The sequence below is a fragment of the Nocardioides zeae genome (assembly GCF_030818655.1).
Taxonomy (GTDB): Bacteria; Actinomycetota; Actinomycetes; order Propionibacteriales; family Nocardioidaceae; genus Nocardioides; species Nocardioides zeae_A.
In genome coordinates, this window is record NZ_JAUTAN010000001.1 from 88,672 (window position 1) to 111,860 (window position 23,189).

Here is a 23,189-nt window from a genome sequence, read left to right on the forward strand (position 1 = left end):
CGTGCTGGTGCTCGCCGTGCTCCTCCCGTTGTTCGCCGGCATCGTGCAGGTCGCGCTCGTCCTGCACGTCCGCAACACGTTGACGTCCGCGGCGTCGGAGGGGGCGCGGCACGCGGCGACGTACGACCACGACCTCGCCGACGGCGAGCAGCGCACGCGTGAGGAGATCGCGCGTGCGCTGGCGGCACGGTTTGCGGACGAGGTGCGGATCGAGGAGCACGTCGTGGAGGGACAGCCCGGCGTGCGGGTGACCGTCGAGGCGACGGTCCCGGCGTTCGGCCTGGGCGGCCCCGCGGTGAGCATCCGGGTGCGGGGCCACGCCGTCGAGGAAGTGGTCGACGGGAGTGGTGGATGACGCGCGCACATCAGCGCCGGTCCGCCCGGCGCGACCAGCGCGGCAGTGCTGTCATCGAGCTGACCTGGTTGGGGATCCTCCTGCTGGTCCCGGTGGTCTACATCGTGCTCGCGGTCTTCGAGGTGCAGCGCGGGGCGTTCGGGGTCACGTCCGCCTCCCGGGTCGCGGCGCGGGCCTACGCGCTGGCGCCGACCCACGAGGAGGGGCTGCGTGCGGCGGAGACCGCCGCCGAGCTGGCGCTGGCCGACCAGGGGGTCGATCGCCCGTTGACGGTGGACGTCCGGTGCTCCGCGCCGGGTGGGGCCGGTGACGCACGGCGCACGGGGGTCGCCGTGTGCCGCGAGCCCGGCGCGGTCATCACGGTGGTCGTCGGGACCAGCACGGAGCTGCCGTTCATGCCGGAGGTGCTGGGCGGGGGTACGCCGACGTTCGCGCTGGAGTCGACGCACGCGGTGCCGTACGGGCAGTTCCGGGAGGCGGGGCCGTGATCCGCCGCTCGGCGGGCCGCCGCGACCAGCGCGGCCAGACGACGCTGATGATCGTCGGCTTCGCCGGCGTCCTCTTCATGCTCCTGGCGGTCGTGGTGGACGCCTCCGCGGCGTACCTGCAGCGCCAGGGCCTCGCGACCATCGCCGACGGTGCGGCCCTGGCCGGCGCGGATGCCGGGGCGACGGGGGAGGAGGTCTACGAGGGCGGGTTCGCCGACGACGGCCGGGCCCGGCAGGGCACCGAGGCGGCGGAGGCTGCGGTGGCGGCGTACCTCGCCGACGTCGACGCCCACCGCCGCTACCCGGGGCTCACCTTCACGACCCGGGTCGCCGACGGCAGTGTCGAGGTGCTCGTCTCCGCGCCGCTCGACCTCCCGCTGCAGCTGCCGGGCGGCCCGGGTGACACCCCGGTCACCGCGTCGGGGAGCGCCGCGCTGCAGCTGGGCTGATGCGGCCCTCGGGACGTCATGCGGTTCGGTGGCCGGGGGCATCGCCGCGCATGACGTCCGGCGGGGCGACGGGGAAGCGCAGCACTAGGATCCGGCCATGACGGAGCAGGGCGGGTCCGCGCGGCCCCGGGCGGGCCGCGCCCCGAGCATGGCGGACGTCGCGGCCCTCGCGGGGGTCTCCCACCAGACGGTCTCGCGGGTGCTCAACGACTCGCCCCAGGTGAAGGGTGCGACCCGCGAGCGGGTGGTCGCGGCGATCGCCGAGCTCGGGTACCGCCGCAACGGCGCGGCGCGATCGTTGGCGATGAACCGGTCTCGGCGCATCGGGATGGTGGCCGCGCACCTGGGGTTCTACGGGCCGAGCATGATCGCCTCGTCGATGCAGGACGCGGCGCATGCGGCCGGCTACGAGCTCGCCCTCGTCGGCCTCTCCGAGCCCACCAGCGCCTCCCTCCGCGCTGCCGTCGACCGCCTCCTCGAGCAGATGGTCGAGGTCATCGTCGTGGCCGCCGCCCACGAGAGCGTCGTCGCCGCCGCGCGTGACCTCGACCTCCCCGTGCGCCTCGTGCTCACCCAGGGCGTCGGCCCGGAGGAGGACCACGCGGTGGGGATCGACCAGGAGCAGGGCGGGTACGCGGCCACCGCCCACCTCCTCGACCTCGGCCACCCGCAGGTCGCCCACGTCAGCGGGCCCCTGCGCTGGGTCGAGGCGGCCCAGCGCCGCGAGGGCTGGCTCCGCGCCCACGCCGAGCGGGGGAAGGAGCCCGGCCTCGAGATCGAGGGCGACTGGACGCCCCCCAGCGGGCACGCCGCCGGGCAGCGGATCGGCAGCGACCCCAGCGTCTCCGCCGTGTTCGCCGCCAACGACGGGATGGCGCTCGGTGTGCTCACCGGCCTGCACGAGGCGGGCCGATCCGTGCCCGACGACGTCAGCGTCGTGGGCTTCGACGACATCCCGGAGGCCGCCTACTTCTGGCCTCCGCTCACCACCGTCCGGCAGGACTTCGCCTCCCTCGGTGCCCGCGCCGTCGCCAAGGCGCTCGACGCCCTGGAGGGCACCGGTGCGGCCCCGTCGAGCCTCACGGTGCCGGCGCTCGTCGAGCGACGCTCGACGGCCGCGCCGCGCCGCGCCTGACCGGCGATCGCGCCGCGGACCACGCTGGCGGGTGCCGCGGGCCTCGGTCGGGCTGGCCGGGCGGCGAGAACTGTGCGGCTGGAACGGGTCCCGCTCGATCCGGGCGACCCCACGCGCACAGTTTCGCCCTGGCCGATCGCCCGCCGCCCTGGCCGATCGCCCGCCGCCCCGCCGCGGACTCCGCTGGCGGGTGCCGCGGGCCTCGGTCGGGCTGGCCGGGCGGCGAGAAATGTGCGGCTGGGACGGGTCCCGCTCGATCCGGGCGACCCCAGGCGCACAGTTTCGCCCTGGCCGATCGCCGCCGCCCGGCGCCACCGCAACGCATGACGTCCGGCGTGAGACGCAGCCACCAGTCCCACCCGATGTTAACGTTCACATCATGACGGCGCGCGTGTTCGACCAGCTCCCCGACGGCCGCGACGTGCACCTCGTGGAGCTCGGGGAAGCGCCTGGTCCGACGCTGAGACTCCTCACCCTCGGCGCTACCGTCCACGACCTCGAGATCACCGGCGGCGACGGCGTCCGCCGCCACGTGGCGCTCGGTCACGGGAGCTCGGCGACCTACCTCGCCTCGGGCGACTACATCGGCGGCACTATCGGGCGCTACGCCAACCGCATCCGCGACGGCCACCTCCCGCTGCCCGATGGCGACCACACGCTCGGCACCCATGACCGCGGCCACCACCTCCACGGCGGGCCGGACGGGTTCGACCGCCGGCTCTGGGACCTGCTCGACCACGACGGTCATGAAGCCCGCTTCGGGCTGACCAGCCCCGACGGCGACCAGGGCTTCCCCGGCAACCTCGACGTCGAGGTCACCTTCACGGTCACGGACACGTCGGTCGACATCGCGTTCACCGCGACCACCGACCGCACGACCGTCGTGAACCTGACGCAGCACGCCTACCTCAACCTCGAGGGCCGCGACGCGGGCACGATCGACGGCCACCTGCTGCGGGTGCCAGCCGAGCACTACACCCCCGTCGACGCCGAGGGCATCCCCACGGGCGACCACGCCCCGGTCGACGGCACCCCCTTCGACCTGCGCGAGCCGCAGCGCCTCGGCGCCGTGCTGCGCACCGACCACCCCCAGCTGCGCGACGCCCGCGGCATCGACCACAACCTCGTCGTCGACCCCCCGGCTGACGCCCCGGGAGACGCCGACGGCCTGCGCACGATGGCCGTCCTCACCGCCCCCGCCACCCGCACCGAGCTGGTGCTCCGCTCCGACCAGCCGGGCCTGCAGGTCTATACCGGCAACTTCCTCGACGGCGCCCTCCCCGCGGTCGGCGGCGGGCTCTACCGGCAGGGCGACGGCATCGCGCTCGAGCCCCAGCTCTTCCCCGACAGCCCCCACCACCCGGCCTGGCCGAGCGCCGTCCTCGAGCCCGGCGAGCGCTACACGGCGCGCCACCAGTGGGTCTTCCGCGCCGCTGACTGACGCGGCGCGCGAGCCGCACGTACGGCGCGACCGCGCCCCGCGGCGTACCGGGGTGGGGCGGTGGACGCCGTCGTCCGGCGCACCCCGAAAGTGAGCGTTCACATTTCTTCGGAGCGATTTCGCCGGAACTGTTGACGGCGCAGAATGTTAGCGCTCACACTCCTCATCAGTGACACCGGTCACAGGGCGACGGAGCCCGTTGGATCTGGAGGAAAGCATGATCAAGAAGACTCTGGTCGCGGCCAGCGTGGTCGCCCTCGGCGCCGGCACGCTCTCCGCCTGTGGAGGCGACGGGGCGAGCGCCGACGACGGCACGATCACCATGGGCTTCGCCCAGGTCGGCGCCGAGAGCGGGTGGCGCACGGCCAACTCCGCCAGCATCCAGGACTCCGCCGAGGAGGCGGGCATCGACCTCAAGTTCACGGATGCCCAGCAGAAGCAGGAGAACCAGATCAAGGCGATCCGGTCCTACATCCAGCAGGACGTCGACGTGATCTCCTTCAGCCCCGTCGTCGAGACCGGGTGGGACGCCGTGCTGCAGGAGGCCAAGCGCGCCGGCATCCCCGTCATCCTCACCGACCGCGCGGTCGACACCGAGGACGAGTCGCTCTACGTGAGCTTCCTCGGCTCCGACTTCGTCGCCGAGGGCGAGAAGGCCGGCCAGTGGCTGGTCGACAACGCCGCTGACATGGACGTCGACGGCGACGGCGACATCAACGTCGTCGAGCTCCAGGGCACCACCGGTGCCGCGCCGGCGATCGACCGCAAGGAGGGCTTCGAGTCGGTCATCGAGTCCGACCCGACCATCTCCATCGGCGCCTCGCAGACCGGTGACTTCACGCGCGACGGCGGCAAGCAGGTCATGGAGGCCTTCCTGCAGTCGGAGGACGGCATCGACGTCGTCTACGCCCACAACGACGACATGGGCCTGGGTGCCATCGAGGCGATCGAGGCCGCCGGTCTCGTGCCCGGCGAGGACATCAAGATCATCACGATCGACGCCGTCAAGGACGGCATGACCGCGCTCGCCGACGGCAAGATCAACTACATCGTCGAGTGCAACCCGCTCCTCGGCCCCCAGCTGATGGACCTCGCGCAGAAGGTCATCGACGGCGAGGAGGTGCCGCGCCGCGTGGTCACCGAGGAGACGACCTTCACGCAGGAGCAGGCCGCCGAGGCGCTGCCCACCCGCGAGTACTGAGCACCACCCCCACCCCGCGGTCACCGCGGGCGCGGTCGGCGATCCCGGCCGTGCCCGCGGTCACGCACACCCACCAGCACCCGCAGCACCCCACCGCTCGGAGACGACCATGACGCAGACGGACGCCCCGCCGGACACCGGCGCCGGCACGGGCACGGCCACGAGTGCCGGGGCCGACCCCGCATCCGACCCCGGCGTCGAGCCCGTGGTCGAGATGCGCGACATCTCGATCACGTTCGGCACCGTGAAGGCGCTCTCCGACGTGGCGGTGCGCCTCTACCCCGGTGAGGTGCACGCCCTCATGGGGGAGAACGGCGCGGGCAAGTCCACGCTCATCAAGGCGCTCACGGGCGTCTACTCGATCGACGCCGGCACCATCCTCGTCGGCGGGCAGCCGCAGGAGTTCGGTTCGCCCGCCGCGGCGCAGGCGGCCGGGATCAGCACGGTCTACCAAGAGGTCAACCTGGTGCCGAACCTGACCGTCGCCGAGAACATGATGCTCGGCCGCGAGCCGCGCCGGCTCGGGATGATCGACCACCGGGCCATGAACCGCCAGGCCGGCGCCACGCTGGAGCGCCTCGGCCTCGAGGTCGACCCCAGGTCGACCCTCGGCGACCACCCCATCGCCGTGCAGCAGCTCGTCGCGATCGCCCGTGCGGTCGACGTCGAGGCCCGCGTGCTCATCCTCGACGAGCCCACCTCGAGCCTGGACGCCGACGAGGTCGAGAAGCTCTTCGAGGTGATGCGGCGCCTGCGCGCCGACGGCGTCGCCATCGTCTTCGTCTCCCACTTCCTCGACCAGATCTACGCGATCGCCGACCGCATGACGGTGCTGCGCAACGGCCGCCTGGTCGAGGAGCGGATGGTCGCCACCACCACCCAGCTCGAGCTCGTGCAGCTCATGATCGGCCGCGACCTCGCCGTGCTCGACGAGCTCGACCGCGATCCCGCGGGCGACGCCGACCGCGGTACGCCGCTGCTCACCGCCGTCGGGCTCGGACGGCGCGGCTCGCTCGAGGCCACGGACCTGGAGCTCTACGAGGGCGAGGTCATCGGCGTCGCCGGACTCCTGGGCTCCGGTCGCACCGAGCTGGCCCGCCTGCTGTTCGGCGCCGACACCGCCGACGAGGGCGCGCTGGAGACCCGCTCCTCGCGCCGGCGCTGGCGCAGCCCGCGGCACGCCATCGACCGCAAGATCGCGTTCTCCAGCGAGGACCGCAAGGGCGAGGGCGTCATCGCCGACCTCAGCGTCGCCGACAACATGCTCCTCGCGCTCCAGGCCTCCCGCGGCTGGCTCCGGCCGATCCCGCAGGCGGTGCGCACGCAGCTGGTGGCCGAGTACATCGAGGCCCTCGACATCCGGCCGGCCGACCCCCACGCCCTGATGCGCAACCTGTCCGGCGGCAACCAGCAGAAGGTGTTGCTGGCGCGCTGGCTGATCACGAAGCCCGACCTGCTCATCCTCGACGAGCCCACCCGCGGCATCGACATCGGCGCCAAGACGCAGATCCAGGCGCTCGTCGCCGACCTCGCGTCGAAGGGCATGGGTGTCGTCTTCATCTCCGCGGAGCTCGAGGAGGTGCTGCGCCTCTCCGACCGCCTGGTCGTGATGCGCGACCGCCGCAAGATCGCCGAGCGCCGCAACGACGGCGTCAGCGTCAGCGACGTGCTGGAGATCATCGCGGGCGAGGCCCGCTCCGAGGAGGAGGCGGCCCGTGCCTGAGACCCTGACCCCGGTGCCGGAGACCGCGGCGTCCCCGCCCGCCGGCGAGGCCGGTCCCGCCCGGCCCTCGCTCGCCGCCCGCGTCGTCGCGCACCCCCTGCTGTGGCCCGTGCTCGCGCTCGTCGTGCTGCTCGCCGTCAACGTCGCCGCCAGCCCGGGCTTCCTCGAGGTGCGGATGCAGGACGGCCACCTCTTCGGCAGCGTCGTGGACATCCTCCGCAACAGCGCCCCGGTCATGCTCGTCGCGACCGGCATGACGCTGGTGATCGCGACCCGCGGCATCGACCTCTCGGTCGGCGCCATCGCCGCCATCGCGGGCGCCATCGCCTGCACCCAGATCGTGGGGGCCGCCGACCAGGGCGCCGCGGGCGCGGCGATCATCGCCTGCACGACGGCGCTCGCGGTCTGCGTGCTGCTCGGCCTCTGGAACGGCTTCCTCGTCGCCGTCGTCGGCATCCAGCCGATCATCGCGACGCTGGTGCTCATGGTCGCCGGACGCGGCCTCGCGATGCTCGTGACCGACGGCCAGATCACCACCGTCAACAACGACACCTTCTCGGCCCTGGCCTCCGGCTTCGTGCTGACGCTCCCGATCGCCCTCGTGATCGCGCTCGGCGTCGTGGGCCTGACGGCGCTGCTCACGCGTCGTACGGCGCTGGGGATGCTCATCGAGGCCGTCGGCATCAACCCCGAGGCGAGCCGGCTCGCCGGCGTGCGGTCGCGCACGATCATCTGGACCGTCTACGTCTTCGCCGGCCTGTGCGCCGGCATCGCGGGCCTCATCATCGCGGCCAACACGAGCTCGGTGAACGCCAACAGCCTCGGCCTGTGGATCGAGCTCGACGCGATCCTCGCCGTCGTCATCGGCGGCACGTCGCTCGCGGGCGGCCGGTTCTCGCTCGCCGGCACGCTCGTCGGCGCGATCTTCATCGCCACCCTCGCCCGCACGATCCCCACGATCGGGATCCCGTCAGAGGCCAACTACCTGTTCAAGGCCGTGGTGGTCATCCTCGTCTGCCTCCTCCAGTCGCCCCGGGCCCGCGCCTCGCTGCGGTCGGCGCTGACGCCCCGCTCCGCGAAGGGAGCCTCCGCATGAGCACCGCCACCGTCGCGCGCCACTCCGCCGACCCGACCGGCCCCGCCCCGGGTACGACGCCCCGCGGCCCGTCCGCCCCCTCCACCTGGGAGCGCGTGCGCACCTGGGCGCCGTCGAGCCGCTACCTCCCGGTGCTCACCACGGCCGCCCTCTTCCTCGGCATGTTCGGGGTCGGCGGGCTGCGCTACGAGGGCTTCACCGACCCGCAGGTGTTCCTCAGCCTGCTGCTCGACAACAGCTTCCTCATCGTGCTGGCGGTCGGCATGACGTTCGTGATCCTCACGGGGGGCATCGACCTCTCCGTCGGGTCCAACGTGGCGCTCTCCACCGTGATCGCCGCCAAGACGCTGGAGATGGGCTGGTCGCCGTACCTCTCCGTGGTCGCCGTGCTGCTCGTCGGCACCCTGCTGGGGACGCTGATGGGGCTGCTCATCCACTACCTCGACATCCAGCCCTTCATCGCCACGCTCGCCGGCATGTTCCTGGCGCGGGGGCTCTGCTACCTCATCAGCGTCGACTCGATCCCGATCACCAACCCGACGTTCCAGGAGTGGGCCTACAAGACGGTCGACCTGCCGGGCGGCTACTACGTGGGCTACACGTCGCTGGTCGCCCTCGCCACCGTCGCGATCGCCGCGCTGGTGCTGGCCCGCACGCGGTTCGGGCGCACGGTCTACGCGATCGGCGGCAACGAGTCCTCGGCGCTCCTCATGGGCCTGCGGGTGGCGTCGACCAAGGTCGGCGTCTACGCGATCAGCGGCTTCTGCGCCTCGTTCGCCGGCCTGCTCTTCGCGCTCTACACGCTGTCGGGCTACTCGCTCAACGCCGTCGGCATGGAGCTCGACGCGATCGCGGCCGTCGTCATCGGGGGCACGCTGCTGACGGGCGGCCGGGGGTACGTCGTGGGCTCGCTCTTCGGGGTGCTCGTGCTGGGCGTCATCCAGACCTTCATCTCGTTCGACGGCACCCTCAGCTCCTGGTGGACCCGCATCAGCATCGGGCTCCTCGTGCTCGTGTTCGTCGTGGTGCAGCGCCTCATGACCCGGCGCCAGCCGTGACGGCCCTGCGGCCCGAGCCGCGGGTGCCGGTCATGGCCGACGTCGCCCGCCTCGCCGGGGTCTCCCACCAGACCGTCTCGCGGGTCGTGAACGGGCAGACCAACCTGCGCCCCGCCACCCGCCAGCGCGTCGAGGAGGCGATCCGCCAGCTCGGCTACCGGCCCAACACCGCGGCCCGCGCCCTCGTCACCCGCCGCTCGGCGACCATCGGGGTCATCGGCTCCAAGAGCGGCTTCTGGGGTCCCAGCACCGTGCACCGCGCCATCCAGGCGGCCGGCCGGGAGGCGGGCTACTTCGTCAGCTCCGTCAACCTCCAGAGCCTCACGCGCACGGAGCTGGTCGACGCGATCGACCACCTGCGGGCGCAGAGCGTCGAGGGCATCGTGCTGATCTCCGCGACCGACGAGGCCCTCGAGGTCGCGCGGGCGCAGGAGGACCTCGGCGTCCCGGTCGTCGTGGTCGAGGGCGACGACGCCAAGACCCGCTGGACGGTCGGTGTCGACCAGGTGTGCGGCGCCCGGCTGGGCACGCGGCACCTCATCGCGCAGGGGCACACCGAGATCGTGCACCTGGCCGGGCCGTCCACCTGGACGGAGGCCCGGGGCCGCCTCCTGGGGTGGCAGCAGGAGATGTACGACGCGGGCCTGCGCCCCGGGCGACCGGTGGCGGGGGACTGGTCGGCCCGGAGCGGCTACGAGGCCGGGCAGGCGATCGCCGCCCGGCGCGAGGTGACCGCGGTCTTCTGCGCCAACGACCAGATGGCCCTCGGCCTGCTCCGCGCGCTCCACGAGGCCGGCCGCCGCGTGCCCGACGACGTCAGCGTCGTGGGCTTCGACGACATCCCCGAGGCGGCCTACCTCATCCCGCCGCTCACCACGGTGCGGCAGGACTTCGGCGCGGTCGGCCGGCGGGCCATCGAGATCCTCCGTTCCGCCATCGGCGGCTCGACCGGCCCGGCGAGCCTCATCGCCCCCGAGCTGGTCGTGCGGTCCAGCACCGCCGCCCGCCCCTCCTGATCCTCCTCGCCCCCTCCCGAGGCCCAGCCCCAGCGAAAGGACACCCCTTGTCCGAGAGCCCACGTCCGACGTACGTCGTCGGGGTCGACTTCGGCACCCTGTCGGGGCGCGCGCTCGTCGTCCGCGTCTCCGACGGGGCCGAGCTCGGCACCGCCACGCACGAGTACGCCCACGCGGTCGTCACCGACCGGCTCCCCGGGGGCGGCGGCCCGCTGCCGCCCGAGTGGGCGCTGCAGGTGCCGGAGGACTACCGCGAGGTGCTCCGCCACGCCGTCCCGGCCGCGGTGGCCGCGGCCGGGATCGACCCGGCCGACGTCGTCGGCATCGCCACCGACTTCACCGCCTGCACGATGGTGCCGACGCTGGCCGACGGCACGCCGCTGTGCGAGGTGCCGGGGCTGGAGGACCGCCCGCACGCCTACGTGAAGCTGTGGCGCCACCACGCCGCCCAGCCGCAGGCGGACCGCATCAACCGGCTCGCGGAGGAGCGGGGGGAGGCGTGGCTGCCGCGCTACGGCGGGCTGATCTCCTCGGAGTGGGAGTTCGCGAAGGGGCTGCAGGTCTTCGAGGAGGACCGCGAGGTCTACGACCGCATGGAGCACTGGGTCGAGGCCGCCGACTGGATCGTCTGGCAGCTCTCGGGGCAATACGTGCGCAATGCCTGCTCGGCCGGCTACAAGGGCATCTACCAGGACGGCGCCTACCCGTCGGCCGCCTTCCTCTCCGCGCTGGCGCCCGGGTTCGAGGGGTTCGTCCCCGACAAGCTCGATCACCCGATCGGCCAGCTCGGCGACCGCGCCGGCGGGCTCACGGCCGAGGCCGCCGCCTGGACCGGCCTGCCCGAGGGCATCGCGGTCGCGGTCGGCAACGTCGACGCGCACGTCAGCGCGCCGGCCGCGCAGGCCACCGGCACCGGTCAGATGGTCGCGATCATGGGCACGTCCACGTGCCACGTCATGAGCGCCGACGTGCTGCGCGAGGTGCCCGGCATGTGCGGCGTCGTCGACGGCGGCATCGTCGCGGGCAGCTGGGGCTACGAGGCGGGCCAGAGCGGCGTCGGCGACATCTTCGGCTGGTTCGTCCGCACGGGCGTGCCCGCGGCGTACGCCGAGGCCGCGGCCGCCGCGGGGGAGTCGGTGCACGAGCACCTCACCCGGCTCGCGTCCGCGCAGGAGGTGGGCGAGCACGGCCTCGTCGCGCTCGACTGGCACAGCGGCAACCGCTCCGTGCTGGTCGACCACGAGCTGTCCGGCCTCGTCGTGGGCCTGACGCTGGCGACCCGCCCGGAGGATGTCTACCGCGCGCTGCTCGAGGCGACCGCGTTCGGCACCCGGGTGATCGTCGAGACCTTCCGCACCAGCGGCGTACCGGTGCACGAGCTGATCGTCGCCGGTGGCCTCGCGCGCAACCACCTCCTCATGCAGGTGTACGCCGACGTCACGCGCCTCCCGCTGTCGGTCCTCGACTCGGAGCAGGGCCCGGCGCTCGGCTCCGCGATCCACGCGGCGGTCGCCGCCGGCGCCTACGCCGACGTCCCGTCGGCGGCCAAGAGCATGGGCCGGGTGCGGCGCGACGTGTTCGTGCCCGACGAGGCCCGGGCGCAGCGCTACGACGCGCTCTTCGCGGAGTACGTCGCGCTGCACGACCACTTCGGACGGAGCGCGCCCGTCATGCGGCGCCTCAAGGCCGGTCGGCGCGCCGCCGTCGCGGCACGCCTGGCGCGCGAGAGCGGAGGAGAGCGATGACCGTCGTCGACGACGTGCGCAGTACCATCCAGGGGCTGCGCCGCGAGGTGTGCGCGCTGCACGAGCAGCTGACGCGCTACCAGCTGGTGGTGTGGACCGCGGGCAACGTCTCGGCCCGGGTGCCCGGGCAGGACCTGCTCGTCATCAAGCCGAGCGGGGTCTCCTACGACGACCTGACGCCCGAGAACATGGTCGTCTGCGACCTGGAGGGCCGCGTCGTCGAGGGCGAGCACGCGCCGTCCTCCGACACGGAGGCGCAGGCCTACGTCTACCGCGAGATGCCCCACGTCGGCGGCGTCGTGCACACGCACTCGACGTACGCCACCGCGTGGGCCGCGCGCGGCGAGCCGGTGCCGTGCGTGCTGACGATGGGGGCCGACGAGTTCGGCGGCGAGATCCCCGTCGGGCCGTTCGCCGTCATCGGCGACGACTCCATCGGGCGCGGGATCGTCGAGACCCTCCGCGGCAGCCGCTCGCCGGCGGTGCTGATGCGCAACCACGGGGTGTTCGCGATCGGCAAGGACGCGCGCTCGGCGGTCAAGGCGGCCGTCATGTGCGAGGACGTCGCGCGCACCGTGCACATCTCCCGCCAGCTGGGCGACCCCGTGCCCCTCGCGCCCGCGCAGGTCGACGCGCTCTTCGACCGCTACCAGAACGTCTACGGCCAGCGCTGAGCCCCCGCGGCCCGGCACCCATCGCTCTCGAGGAGACCCATGACCACCCAGCAGTCCTCCGCCCCCACGCCCGAGGTGTGGTTCCTGACCGGCAGCCAGTCCCTCTACGGTCCGGAGACGCTCGACCAGGTCGCGGCCCAGTCGCAGGGGATCGTCGCGCGGCTCGCCGCCGTCGCCGACCTGCCGGTCGACGTGGTCTGGAAGCCGGTGCTGCTCGACGCGGGCGCCATCCACCGGCAGGTGCTCGAGGCCAACCTGGCCCGCGAGTGCGTCGGCGTCATCACGTGGATGCACACGTTCTCCCCGGCCAAGATGTGGATCGCCGGGCTCGACGCGCTGCAGAAGCCGCTGCTGCACCTGCACACGCAGGCCGGCATGGAGCTGCCGTGGTCGACGATCGACATGGACTTCATGAACCTCAACCAGGCCGCCCACGGCGACCGGGAGTTCGGCTACATCCAGTCGCGCCTCGGGGTGGCGCGCAAGACCGTCGCCGGGCACGTCGACTCGCCCGGCGTCGCCGCCCGCGTGGCCGACTGGGCCCGCGCGGCCGTCGGCCGCGACGAGGTGCGCCACCTCAAGCTGGCGCGCTTCGGCGACAACATGCGCGACGTCGCGGTCACGGAGGGCGACAAGGTCGAGGCGCAGCTGCGCTTCGGCGTCTCGGTCAACACCTACGGCGTGAACGACCTCGTCGCCGTCGTCGACGCGATCGACGACGAGGCGATCACGAAGCTGGTGACGGAGTACGCCGACACCTACCGCGTCGACCCGGCGCTGCTGCCCGGCGGCGACCGCCACGACTCCCTGCGGTACGGCGCGCGCGTCGAGCTCGGCCTCCGCACGTTCCTCGAGGACGGGGGCTTCCGCGCGTTCACGACGAACTTCGAGGACCTCGGCGGGCTGCGGCAGCTGCCGGGTCTGGCGGTGCAGCGGTTGATGGCCGACGGCTACGGGTTCGGCGGCGAGGGCGACTGGAAGACCTCGGTGCTGCTGCGGGCGATGAAGGCGATGGCCGGCACGCTGCCGGGCGGCACGTCCTTCATGGAGGACTACACCTACCACCTGGTGCCGGGCCACGAGAAGATCCTCGGCGCCCACATGCTCGAGGTCTGCCCGACCATCACGTCGCAGCAGCCGAGCCTGGAGATCCACCCGCTCGGCATCGGCGGCCGGGAGGACCCGGTGCGCCTGCGCTTCACGGCCGACCCGGGCCCGGCGGTGGTGGCGGGCCTGTCCGACCTGGGCGACCGCTTCCGGCTGACGGTGAACGAGATCGACTGCGTCGAGCCCGACGAGGACCTGCCGCTGCTGCCCGTCGCGTGCGCCGTGTGGGAGCCCCGGCCGTCGCTGTCCACGTCGGCGGAGGCGTGGCTGATGGCGGGGGCGCCGCACCACACGGTGCTGTCGAAGGCGATCGGGGTCGAGCCGCTCGCCGACTTCGCCGAGATGACCGGCGTCGAGATGGTCACGATCGACGCGTCCACCACCCCGCGGGCCTTCCAGCGCGAGCTGCAGTGGAACGCGGCGTACCACCGGCTGGCGGCGCGGCTCTGATCCTGGGGGACTCTCGGTCGGGGGGTTGTTTGTTGCACTAAAGGAGCCTTAGGGTTCTAAGCATGAATCTGACCGAGCGCGAGCGGGAGATCGTCGCGATGCTGCGACGTGACCCGCTGCTCGGCTCGGAGGCCCTCGCCGACGCGCTGGGCACGACCCGGGCCGCCGTCAACGTCCACCTGTCCAACCTGGGCAAGAAGGGCGTGATCCTGGGGCGCGGCTACGTGCTCGGCGAGGGCCCGTCGGTGGTCGTCGTCGGCGGCGCCAACATGGACGTGAAGGCCCGCAGCGGCCAGCCCGCCACCGCCGGAACCAGCAATCCCGGCACGACGACCTTCGCCCCCGGCGGCGTGGGCCGCAACGTGGCGGAGAACCTCGCCCGCCTGGGCACCCGGACCCACCTGGTCGCCGCTGTCGGCGCCGACCCGCTCGGCGACCAGGTGCTCGCCGCGACCTCGGACGCCGGCGTGCGCGTCGAGCACGTGCGGCGCAGCCCGCACGCGACGGGCACCTACACGGCCGTCCTCGACGCCGACGGCGAGCTCGTCGTCGCGGTCGCCGACATGCGGGCGAGCGACGCGCTCGCGCCGGCCGACGTCGACGCCGCCCGCGACCTCGTGGCCGCGGCCAGCCTCGTCGTGCTCGACGGCAACCTCCCCACCGAGACCCTCGCCTTCGCGCTCGACCTGGCGGCCGCCTCCGACGTGCGCGTCGTGCTCGAGCCGGTGAGCGTCGCGAAGGCGGAGCGGCTCGCCCCGCTGCTCGATGGCACCCGGCCCGTCTTCGCGATCACCCCCAACCGCGACGAGCTCGCCGTGCTCGGCGGCGACGTCGACGCCCTCCACGCGCGGGGCGTGACCTGGGTCTGGGTGCGCCTCGGCGCGGAGGGCTCGCTCCTGAGCGGCCCGACCGGCCGCCACGAGCTCCCCGCCGCGCGCACCGACGAGGTCGTCGACGTCACCGGCGCCGGCGACGCCTCGCTCGCCGCCTTCTGCCACGCCCTGCTCTCCGGCGACGACGAGGTGGGGGCGGCCGCCTACGGCCACGCCGCCGCCGCGCTCACCATCGCCAGCACCCGCACCGTCCGCCGCGACCTCACCGACCGCCTCGTCAGGAGACACGCATGACCACGCCCCACCCGATGCTCCGGATCACCGACGAGGTCGCCGCCGCGCTGCGCGACGGCCGACCGGTCGTCGCCCTCGAGAGCACGATCATCAGCCACGGGATGCCCTACCCGCAGAACGTCGCGATGGCCACGGAGGTCGAGGGCATCGTGCGCGAGCACGGCGCTGTGCCCGCCACCATCGCCGTGCTCGACGGCGTGCCGCGGATCGGCCTCGACGCGGACGACCTCGAGCTGCTCGCCAGCCACGGGGGCGTGGCGAAGGTCAGCGTGCGCGACCTGCCGTACGTCGTCGCGCGCGGTGTCCACGGCGCCACGACGGTCGCCGCGACCATGCGACTGGCCGCGCTCGCCGGGATTCGCGTCTTCGTCACCGGCGGCCTCGGCGGCGTTCACCGCGGTGCTCCGGAGTCGTTCGACGTGAGCGCCGACCTCACCGAGCTGAGCCAGACCGACGTGACCGTCGTCAGCGCCGGCGTGAAGAGCATCCTCGACATCGGCCTCACCCTCGAGAAGCTCGAGACCCTGGGCGTGCCCGTGCTGGTCGAGGGCAGCGACGAGTTCCCCTCCTTCTTCTCGCGCTCCAGCGGGTTCGCCGCCCCGATGCGCGTCGACGGCGCGGAGCAGGTCGCCGCCGTCATGCGGGCCAAGTGGGACCTCGGCATCGCCGGTGGCGTCGTCGTCGCGCAGCCCATCCCGGTGGAGGACGAGATCCCGGCGGCCGAGATCGACGGGATCATCGCCCAGGCGCTCGCCGACATGGACGACCTCGGCATCACGGGCAAGGACGCGACGCCGTACCTGCTCGGTCGCATCGTCGAGATCACCGGCGGCGCGAGCCTCACCGCCAACATCGCACTGGTGCGCGCGAACGCGCGCCTGGGCGCGGCGATCGCGCGGGCGTACGCGGGCTGAGCCGTCGGCGGGAGCGCCTAGGCTCTCGCCCGTGACCGCGACCCTCGTCGCGAAGGACCTGGCCGGCGGCCACGGCCATCGCGTGCTCTTCGACGCCCTCGACCTCACCGTCGCCCCCGGTGACGTCGTGGGCGTCGTCGGCGCCAACGGCGCCGGCAAGTCCACGCTGCTGCGGCTCCTCGCGGGGGTCGACGAGCCGATGGACGGCACGGTCCACCTCGCGCCGTCCGACGCGTTCGTCGGGTGGCTGCCGCAGGAGCACGACCGGGTGCCGGGGGAGACGGTGGGGGCGTACGTCGCCCGCCGCACCGGCGCCGCGGCCGCGACGGAGGCGATGGAGCGCACGGCCGCCGACCCTGGGCTCGGACGTGCCCGGAGCCGACGACGCCTACGCGGTGGCGTTCGACCGGTGGATGGCCAGCGGCGCGGCCGACCTCGAGGACCGTCTGCCGGGCGTGCTCGCCGAGCTCGGCCTCGACGTCGGCGCGGACGCCCTGATGACGTCGCTGTCCGGCGGGCAGGCTGCGCGGGCGGCGCTCGCCGCGCTGCTGCTCAGCCGCTTCGACGTCGTGCTGCTCGACGAGCCCACCAACGACCTCGACCTCGAGGGCCTCGAGCGGCTGGAGACCTTCGTGCGGGGGCTGCGCGCCGGCGTCGTGCTCGTCTCCCACGACCGCGAGTTCCTCGCGCGCTGCGTCACGCGCATCGTCGAGCTCGACCTCGCTCAGCACCAGGTGGCGGTGTACGACGGTGGGTACGACGCGTACCTCGACGCCCGCGCCGTCGCGCGTCGGCACGCGCGGGAGGCCTACGAGGAATACGCGGAGAAGCGCGCCGACCTCGTCTCCCGGTCGCGCACGATGCGCGAGTGGAGCTCGCAGGGCGTGCGGAACGCGATGAAGAAGAGCCCCGACAACGACAAGATCCGGCGTCGGGCCCAGAGCGAGTCGTCGGAGAAGCAGGCCCAGAAGGTGCGGCAGATGGAGTCGCGGATCGCGCGGCTCACGGAGGTCGAGGAGCCGCGCAAGGAGTGGGAGCTGCGGTTCTCGATCGCCGCCGCGCCGCGCTCCTCGTCGGTGGTGGCGACGTTGGACGAGGCGGTCGTCCGGCGGTCCGGGTTCACGCTCGGGCCGGTCTCGGTGCAGGTCGACGCGGGGCAGCGGGTCGGCATCACCGGTCCCAACGGCGCGGGGAAGTCCACGTTGCTGGCCCTGCTGCTGGGGCGGATCGCGCCCGACGCGGGCCGGGCCTCGCAGGGCGTCTCCGTCGCCGTGGGCGAGATCGACCAGGCGCGCACCGGGCTGGCGGAGGAGCAGCCGCTCGGTGAGGCGTTCGAGCTCGCCGTGCCGGACTGGACGCCCGCGGACGTGCGCACCCTGCTCGCCAAGTTCGGGCTCAAGGCCGACCAGGTGGGGTCGCTCGTCGGGCGGCTGTCGCCGGGGGAGCGCACCCGGGCCGCCATGGCGCTGCTGCAGGCGCGCGGCGTCAACCTGCTCGTGCTCGACGAGCCCACCAACCACCTCGACCTGCCCGCGATCGAGCAGTTGGAGGCGGCGCTCGCGGCGTACGAGGGTGCGTTGCTGCTCGTCTCCCACGACCGCCGGCTGCTGGCGAACGTGACGCTCGACCAGCACTGGCACGTCGTCGACGGGAAGGTGGAGCGGCGGTGATCGCGCGGTGATCCGGCGGGAGGAGATCACGCAGCACTACGCCTACGACCCGGCGCAGGTCGACCGTGTGGTGCCCGAGGTGGTGGAGCACGTCGCGGTGGTGCCGTACGACGCGGGCTGGCCCGCGGCGTACGCCGTCGTCGCCGAGCGGATCGGGGCGGCGCTGGGGCCCGGCGCGGTCGCGGTGGAGCACGTGGGGTCGACGTCGGTGCCGGGGCTGGCGGCGAAGCCGGTCATCGATGTCGACGTGATGGTGGCGGACCCCACGGACGAGGCGGCCTACGTGCCGGCGCTCGAGGCCGCCGGCTTCGTGCTGCAGCTGCGGGAGCCGCGCTGGCACGAGCACCGCGCGTTCCGGGGTGCCGAGCCGCGATCGAACGTGCACGTCTGGGGACCGGACTGCCCGGAGGTCGAGCGCCACCGCATCCTGCGCGACTGGCTGCGGGAGCACCCGGAGGACGTGGAGCGGTACGCCGCGGCGAAGGTCGGTGCCGCCGAGGAGACGAACGCCGTGGGCGGCGTGGTCATGGACTACAACGCTCGCAAGGAGCCCGTCGTGCGCGCCATCTTCGAGCGGGCGTTCCGGGCGCGCGGGCTGCTGTAGGTCGCGTCGAGAGGGGTCGGGCGGCGCGGCGGGAGCGTCGAGTTGGGTCGTACGGCGCGGCGGGAGCGTCGAGTTGTCATGTACGCCGCGGTGCAGGCGGGAGCTCGTTGCTGTGTACGTGACAACTCGGCGACGCCTCGGATCGGTCATCCACAGGTCACCACCGAGAGGTGGTGATCGCATGTTTGTTCGATTAGAGTGGGGTCATGGATCGGGGGACCCACACCACAGCGACTGCGTTGATCGATGCGGTCCGCGAGCGCACACACGCTGCTCGCGTCGCGGAGGCGGCTGCGTTCGTGGCGGTGGGTGACTGGGTTTCTGCGCACACCTCTGAGGAGGTCGTGGGGGATCCGATCACGGCGTTGGGCGAGTGGCACGAGGAGTCCTACGCCGAGAAACTGGCTGGAGACCACTTCCTCGAGCTCGGCGGGCCGGGAGCGCCGGTGGTGGCGGAGTTCTGCATCGGCGAGGTGGCGGCCGCCCGAGGGTGCTCGTTCGATGCGGCCCGGCGGTTGGTGGGGGATGCGATCGAGCTGCGCTACCGCCTGCCCCGTGTGCACGCCCGTGTCGTGGCCGGTGAGGTCGATGTCTGGCGAGGACGACGGATCGCCCAGACCACACGGACGTTGACCTTCGAGGCGGCGGGGTTCGTGGACCGCCACATCGCGTACGTCGCGCACAAGGCCACCGGTCCCGAGGTCGACCGTTTGGTGGCGGAGGCGGCGGCTCGGTTCGACTCCGAGACCACCGAGGCCGAGCGGGCCGAGGCTGACGGCGGCCGGCACCTGACGATCGAGCTGGGCGACGTGGGCTACGCAGATCCGTTGACCGGGACCCTACGCGGGACCGTTGACGTCCACGGGACCCTCGACCTCGCCGACGCGCTCGACCTCGAGCGCACGGTCGCGCACGTGGCCCGGCAACTGACCGAGCTGGGCTGCGACCAGGACCTCGACGTCCGACGCTCCATCGCCCTGGGCGAGATCGCCCGGCGCTGCGACGGTGTCACGACGCTCCAGTACGACGCGGCCAGTGGGCCTGTTGGCGACGAGCCCCGACCGGTGCAGCGGGCGCGGCGCGAGGTCGTGCTGTTCGTCCACCTCGACCAGGCCGCCATCACTGGCACGCTCAACGGCATGGGTCCGGGGATCGACGCCTGCACCGGAACGACCGGGATCGACCTGGCCCGCCTCGACACCCCCGGCGCACCCCGAGGGGCCGTGACGGTCGAGCAGGTCCAGGCGTGGTGCGCCAGCCCCGACACCACCGTCACGATCAAGCCGGTCATCGACCTCAACCAGCACGACGCTGTCGACGGCTACACCGCACCGGACCGGATCGCCGACCACGTCCGTGTCCGCTGGCCCAGATGCGTGTTCCCGTACTGCACCCGCAGCTCACGCACCGCTGACCTCGACCACTGCCGCGCCTACGACGAGACCGGCCCGCCCGGGCAGACCTCGACGGCCAACCTGTTCCCGCTCTGCCGCCGCCACCACCGCATGAAGACCCACCGCGAGATGACCACCGGCAACAAGTGGACCTACCGCCCCACCGACCCCACCCAGAACGAGCCACCGAACGCCGTCATCTGGACCAGCCCGATGGGCCTGTGCTACCTCGTCGACCCCGACGGCACCCGACCCTGGACACCGCCCGACGAGACCTGAGGACCAGCACCACCCGCCGCCCGCCCCCACCCCGTGGCCGGGCGGCGCAGCATGCCCGGCCCCGCGCCGTACCGCCCCTGCGCTGCCGCGACCACGGCGGATGCCGCCGCCTGCCGTAGTCTTGCTCCTCGTGGCTGGACCTGACTTCGACCAAGAGATCAAAGCGCTCGGCGCGACGCTGCGCACCATCGAGCAGGTGCTCGACGTCGACAAGATGAAGGCCGAGATCGCGGACCTCCAGGAGCAGGTCGCGGCTCCCGACCTCTGGGACGACCAGGCGAACGCCCAGCGCGTCACCGGTCGCCTCTCCGCCCTGCAGGGCGAGCTCGAGCGCTTCACGAGCCTGAGCGGCCGCGTCGAGGACCTCGGCGTGCTCGTCGAGCTGGCCACGGAGGAGGGCGACCCCGACTCGCTGGCCGAGGCCGAGGCCGAGCTGGCGCGGCTCCGGAAGTCGACGGAGGCGCTGGAGGTGCGCACGCTCCTCAACGGGGAGTACGACGCGCGCGAGGCCATCGTCACGATCCGCGCCGGCGCCGGTGGCGTCGACGCCGCGGACTTCGCGGAGATGCTCATGCGGATGTACACGCGCTGGGCGGAGCGGAACAAGTACTCCGTCGAGGTCTACGACGTGTCCTACGCGGAGGAGGCGGGCATCAAGTCGGCCGAGTTCGCGATCCACGCGCCGTACGGCTACGGCACCCTCTCCGTCGAGGTCGGCACGCACCGCCTCGTGCGGATCAGCCCGTTCGACAACCAGGGGCGGCGCCAGACGTCGTTCGCGGCGGTCGAGGTCGTGCCGGTGCTCGAGCAGACCGACGAGATCGAGATCGACGAGAACGAGGTGCGCACCGACGTCTTCCGCTCGGGCGGCCCCGGCGGCCAGTCGGTCAACACGACGGACTCCGCCGTGCGCCTGACCCACATCCCGACCGGCATCGTCGTGTCCTGCCAGAACGAGAAGTCGCAGCTGCAGAACAAGGCGTCCGCCATGGTCGTCCTCAAGGCCAAGCTCCTCGCCCTGAAGAAGGCCGAGGAGGCCGCGCTCAAGAAGGACCTGAAGGGCGACGTGGCCGCGTCGTGGGGCGACCAGATGCGCAACTACGTGCTCAACCCGTACCAGATCGTGAAGGACCTGCGCACGGGCTACGAGACGGGCAACCCGACGCCGGTCTTCGACGGCGAGATCGACGGCTTCCTCGAGGCGGGCATCCGCTGGCGCCGCGGCGCCGAGAAGGCCGAGTCGAACTGACGCAGCAAGCCGTGAGGGCCGGGACGAGCACGCTCGTCCCGGCCCTCCGGTCTGTCGCCCATGGTGCCAGGGTCGGCGGGCCTTGTCTCAGGGATTTCCGTCGTCCAGCGGCCGTCCGGCCTTCACCACCAGCACCGGCACACTGACCTCGAGCAGCAGCCGCTGCAGCGTGCGTCCGAGCAGCATCTTGCCGAGCGGGCTGCGCTGGCGGGACCCGAGGACGAGGAGGCGCGGGTCGTGCGCCTCGACGGCACCGACCAGCATGGCCGCGGCGTCGGACCCGGGGCGCACGAGGTCGAGGGTCCACGGCACCTCCCCGCCCGGTACGCCGATCACGGCGGTCACCTGCCCGACCGCGACCTCGCGCTCCACCTCCTCGGAGCGGTCGTCGTCGACGCCGGATGTGGTCGCGACCACCACCAGGCGTGCGTCCGCGCCGCGTGCGATGCGGGCGGCGCTGAGCAGCGCCGCCGTACCAGCCTCGGAGGGTGCGTGCAGCACCACCACGGGGGCGTTCACGACGCCACCACGTAGATGACGGTCGCCAGGGAGGCGGCGACGGTGCCGACGAGCGTCTTCACGACCGTCCAGGTCTGGACGGTCTGGGTGACGCTCATGCCGAGCAGCTTGCCGATGAGCCAGAAGCTGGCGTCGTTCACGTGGGACAGCACGGAGGAGCCCCCGGCGAGCACGATGACCATGGCCGCGGCCTGCACCGGGTTGAGGTCGGCGGCGACGACGGAGCTGGAGAGCAGGCCGGCCGCCGTGGTGATGGCGACGGTCGCCGTGCCGAGCGCGACGCGGATGATCGCCGAGATGACGAACACGGCCAGGATCAGCGGCAGCCCCGTGTCCTGCAGGGTCGCGGAGAGCGCGTCGCCGATCCCGCTGGCGATGAGCACGCCACCGAACATGCCGCCGGCGCCCGTGATGAGGAGGACCGGCGCGATGGGCTTGAGGGCGTTGTCGAGCAGGTCCTCGACGACGACACGGCTGGTGCCGCGCCGCGTGCCGAGTGCCCAGGAGGCGACGAGCACCGTGAGCAGCAGCGCGATCGGCGTCGATCCGACGAGCTGCAGCAGGTGCACCCAGGTGGCGTCCTCGGACACCGCGCCCGTGCGGGCCGCGGTCGTCACTGCCGTGTTGAGGAAGATCAGCACGAGGGGGAGCAGGAGGAGCAGCAACAACGTCCGCACCCGGGGCGGCGCCGTGCCGGTGGCATCGGCGGCGTCGGTCCGGGGCCCGCCCATCAGCACGTCGGGCACGGGGAGCACGATGCGGCGACCGATCCAGGTGCCGTACAGGTAGCCGGCGACCCACCACGTGGGGATCGCGACGACGAGGCCGACGAGGATCACGAGGCCGACGTCGGCGCCGAGCAGGATGGTGGCGGCGACAGCGCCCGGGTGGGGCGGCAGCAGCACGTGCATCGTGGTGAGGGCGGCGCCGGCGGGCAGCGCGTAGAGCAGCACGCCGCCCCCGACGCGACGCGCCACGGTGAAGATGATCGGCAGCATCACCATGAAGGCGGCGTCGAAGAAGATGGGGAAGCCGAAGATCAGCGAGGCGATGCCGAGCGCGAGCGGCGCCCGCTTCTCGCCGAGCCGCTGCACGAGGCCCTCCGACAGCGCCTCCGCCGCCCCGCTCGTCTCGACGAGCCGGGCCAGCATGGCGCCGAAGCCGATGAGGAGCGCGACCTCGCCGAGCGTCCCGGAGAACCCGTCGAGCAGCACGTCGAGCACGTCGGCGGCCTCGACGCCGGTGGCGAAGGCCGTGCCGATGCTGACGATGACGAGGGCCAGCAGCGGGTGCATCTTCGCGCCGATGATGAGCGCCAGCAGGGCGCCGACGGCGACGGCGGCGATGCCGAGCAGGGCGCCGGCCCCCAGGTCGTAGGACAGCTGCAGCTCGTCGCTGGCGAGCAGGAGCGTGGGGGGATGCATGCGTCTCGTTTCTCGCGGTGGTCAGGGCCGCGAGCGAGCCTGACGTGGTGCGAGCCACTGTTCACGATTCT

Annotated in this window: 21 protein-coding genes and 1 pseudogene; 20 read left to right on the forward strand and 2 right to left on the reverse strand. The window is 73.0% G+C overall.

The features are described from left to right. Position 1: 1 nt before the first annotated feature. The 20 genes and pseudogenes from QE405_RS00400 to prfB all read left to right on the forward strand — a co-directional run bounded on the left by QE405_RS00400 (position 2) and on the right by prfB (position 21,175). Positions 2–355, forward strand: coding sequence for a TadE family protein (locus tag QE405_RS00400; protein ID WP_373459431.1), 354 nt, complete (start codon positions 2–4; stop codon positions 353–355). Beyond that, positions 352–843 carry a hypothetical protein gene (locus QE405_RS00405; protein ID WP_307198255.1) on the forward strand — a complete coding sequence of 164 codons (492 nt, stop codon included), beginning with the start codon at positions 352–354 and terminating at the stop codon, positions 841–843. The genes QE405_RS00400 and QE405_RS00405 overlap by 4 nt, the downstream gene beginning before the upstream one ends. After that, positions 840–1,292, forward strand: a complete 453-nt coding sequence (locus tag QE405_RS00410) for a pilus assembly protein TadG-related protein (RefSeq protein ID WP_307198256.1) — start codon at positions 840–842, stop codon at positions 1,290–1,292. Before QE405_RS00405 ends, QE405_RS00410 begins: the two co-directional genes overlap by 4 nt. Before the next feature lie 97 nt (positions 1,293–1,389). Next, positions 1,390–2,427 carry a LacI family DNA-binding transcriptional regulator gene (locus QE405_RS00415; RefSeq protein WP_307198257.1) on the forward strand — a complete coding sequence of 346 codons (1,038 nt, stop codon included), beginning with the start codon at positions 1,390–1,392 and terminating at the stop codon, positions 2,425–2,427. A 379-nt stretch (positions 2,428–2,806) separates the two neighbouring features. Continuing rightward, positions 2,807–3,868 carry an aldose epimerase family protein gene (locus QE405_RS00420; RefSeq protein ID WP_307198258.1) on the forward strand — a complete coding sequence of 354 codons (1,062 nt, stop codon included), beginning with the start codon at positions 2,807–2,809 and terminating at the stop codon, positions 3,866–3,868. A 217-nt stretch (positions 3,869–4,085) separates the two neighbouring features. Continuing rightward, on the forward strand, positions 4,086–5,069 hold the full coding sequence (locus QE405_RS00425) for an ABC transporter substrate-binding protein (RefSeq protein ID WP_307198259.1): 984 nt from the start codon (positions 4,086–4,088) through the stop codon (positions 5,067–5,069). Between the two features lie 109 nt (positions 5,070–5,178). Next, positions 5,179–6,792 carry a sugar ABC transporter ATP-binding protein gene (locus QE405_RS00430; protein WP_307198260.1) on the forward strand — a complete coding sequence of 538 codons (1,614 nt, stop codon included), beginning with the start codon at positions 5,179–5,181 and terminating at the stop codon, positions 6,790–6,792. Further along, positions 6,785–7,888 carry an ABC transporter permease gene (locus QE405_RS00435; RefSeq protein WP_307198261.1) on the forward strand — a complete coding sequence of 368 codons (1,104 nt, stop codon included), beginning with the start codon at positions 6,785–6,787 and terminating at the stop codon, positions 7,886–7,888. The genes QE405_RS00430 and QE405_RS00435 overlap by 8 nt, the downstream gene beginning before the upstream one ends. After that, complete coding sequence (yjfF, locus tag QE405_RS00440) at positions 7,885–8,946, forward strand: galactofuranose ABC transporter, permease protein YjfF (RefSeq protein ID WP_307198262.1); 1,062 nt, start codon at positions 7,885–7,887, stop codon at positions 8,944–8,946. Before QE405_RS00435 ends, yjfF begins: the two co-directional genes overlap by 4 nt. Beyond that, the gene (locus QE405_RS00445) at positions 8,943–9,962 is read left to right on the forward strand and encodes a LacI family DNA-binding transcriptional regulator (RefSeq protein WP_307198263.1); all 1,020 of its coding nucleotides are present in this window, start codon (positions 8,943–8,945) and stop codon (positions 9,960–9,962) included. Before yjfF ends, QE405_RS00445 begins: the two co-directional genes overlap by 4 nt. A gap of 47 nt (positions 9,963–10,009) precedes the next feature. Further along, the gene (araB, locus tag QE405_RS00450; protein WP_307198264.1) at positions 10,010–11,707 is read left to right on the forward strand and encodes a ribulokinase; all 1,698 of its coding nucleotides are present in this window, start codon (positions 10,010–10,012) and stop codon (positions 11,705–11,707) included. Further along, on the forward strand, positions 11,704–12,381 hold the full coding sequence (locus QE405_RS00455) for an L-ribulose-5-phosphate 4-epimerase (protein ID WP_307198265.1): 678 nt from the start codon (positions 11,704–11,706) through the stop codon (positions 12,379–12,381). The genes araB and QE405_RS00455 overlap by 4 nt, the downstream gene beginning before the upstream one ends. A gap of 39 nt (positions 12,382–12,420) precedes the next feature. Continuing rightward, entirely contained in the window at positions 12,421–13,938 is a 1,518-nt protein-coding gene (gene araA / locus QE405_RS00460) for an L-arabinose isomerase (protein ID WP_307198266.1), read from the forward strand. Between the two features lie 62 nt (positions 13,939–14,000). Beyond that, entirely contained in the window at positions 14,001–15,065 is a 1,065-nt protein-coding gene (locus tag QE405_RS00465) for a carbohydrate kinase (protein ID WP_307198267.1), read from the forward strand. Next, positions 15,062–15,979: a pseudouridine-5'-phosphate glycosidase gene (locus QE405_RS00470; RefSeq protein WP_307198268.1), complete on the forward strand. Its 918-nt coding sequence runs from the start codon at positions 15,062–15,064 to the stop codon at positions 15,977–15,979. The genes QE405_RS00465 and QE405_RS00470 overlap by 4 nt, the downstream gene beginning before the upstream one ends. Positions 15,980–16,106: 127 nt before the next feature. Further along, a pseudogene (locus tag QE405_RS00475) lies at positions 16,107–16,214 on the forward strand (ATP-binding cassette domain-containing protein); the annotation flags it as partial. Between the two features lie 133 nt (positions 16,215–16,347). Further along, the gene (locus QE405_RS00480; protein ID WP_307198269.1) at positions 16,348–17,649 is read left to right on the forward strand and encodes an ABC-F family ATP-binding cassette domain-containing protein; all 1,302 of its coding nucleotides are present in this window, start codon (positions 16,348–16,350) and stop codon (positions 17,647–17,649) included. 7 nt (positions 17,650–17,656) lie between these two features. Continuing rightward, positions 17,657–18,253, forward strand: coding sequence for a GrpB family protein (locus tag QE405_RS00485; RefSeq protein WP_307198270.1), 597 nt, complete (start codon positions 17,657–17,659; stop codon positions 18,251–18,253). Positions 18,254–18,597: 344 nt separating this feature from the next. After that, a complete protein-coding gene (locus tag QE405_RS00490) occupies positions 18,598–19,926 on the forward strand; it encodes an HNH endonuclease signature motif containing protein (protein WP_307198271.1) in 1,329 nt (442 codons plus the stop codon). Positions 19,927–20,056: 130 nt separating this feature from the next. Next, the gene (gene prfB, locus QE405_RS00495; RefSeq protein WP_307198272.1) at positions 20,057–21,175 is read left to right on the forward strand and encodes a peptide chain release factor 2; all 1,119 of its coding nucleotides are present in this window, start codon (positions 20,057–20,059) and stop codon (positions 21,173–21,175) included. Positions 21,176–21,262: 87 nt separating this feature from the next. Here the strand turns inward: prfB and QE405_RS00500 are convergent, their stop codons facing one another. Both QE405_RS00500 and QE405_RS00505 read right to left on the reverse strand, forming a co-directional pair. Then, complete coding sequence (locus tag QE405_RS00500; RefSeq protein ID WP_307198273.1) at positions 21,263–21,694, reverse strand: universal stress protein; 432 nt, start codon at positions 21,692–21,694, stop codon at positions 21,263–21,265. Further along, positions 21,691–23,118, reverse strand: a complete 1,428-nt coding sequence (locus QE405_RS00505) for a GntP family permease (RefSeq protein ID WP_307198274.1) — start codon at positions 23,116–23,118, stop codon at positions 21,691–21,693. Before QE405_RS00505 ends, QE405_RS00500 begins: the two co-directional genes overlap by 4 nt. Between the last annotated feature and the right edge of the window lie 71 nt (positions 23,119–23,189).

Coding starts and splice junctions, on each gene's coding strand:
- QE405_RS00465 (WP_307198267.1), top strand. CDS start 14,001: ATGAATCTGACCGAGCGCGAGCGGGAGATCGTCGCGATGCTGCGACGT.
- yjfF (WP_307198262.1), top strand. CDS start 7,885: ATGAGCACCGCCACCGTCGCGCGCCACTCCGCCGACCCGACCGGCCCC.
- QE405_RS00455 (WP_307198265.1), top strand. CDS start 11,704: ATGACCGTCGTCGACGACGTGCGCAGTACCATCCAGGGGCTGCGCCGC.
- QE405_RS00425 (WP_307198259.1), top strand. CDS start 4,086: ATGATCAAGAAGACTCTGGTCGCGGCCAGCGTGGTCGCCCTCGGCGCC.
- QE405_RS00430 (WP_307198260.1), top strand. CDS start 5,179: ATGACGCAGACGGACGCCCCGCCGGACACCGGCGCCGGCACGGGCACG.
- QE405_RS00470 (WP_307198268.1), top strand. CDS start 15,062: ATGACCACGCCCCACCCGATGCTCCGGATCACCGACGAGGTCGCCGCC.
- QE405_RS00415 (WP_307198257.1), top strand. CDS start 1,390: ATGACGGAGCAGGGCGGGTCCGCGCGGCCCCGGGCGGGCCGCGCCCCG.
- araA (WP_307198266.1), top strand. CDS start 12,421: ATGACCACCCAGCAGTCCTCCGCCCCCACGCCCGAGGTGTGGTTCCTG.
- QE405_RS00420 (WP_307198258.1), top strand. CDS start 2,807: ATGACGGCGCGCGTGTTCGACCAGCTCCCCGACGGCCGCGACGTGCAC.
- QE405_RS00405 (WP_307198255.1), top strand. CDS start 352: ATGACGCGCGCACATCAGCGCCGGTCCGCCCGGCGCGACCAGCGCGGC.
- QE405_RS00505 (WP_307198274.1), bottom strand. CDS start 23,118: ATGCATCCCCCCACGCTCCTGCTCGCCAGCGACGAGCTGCAGCTGTCC.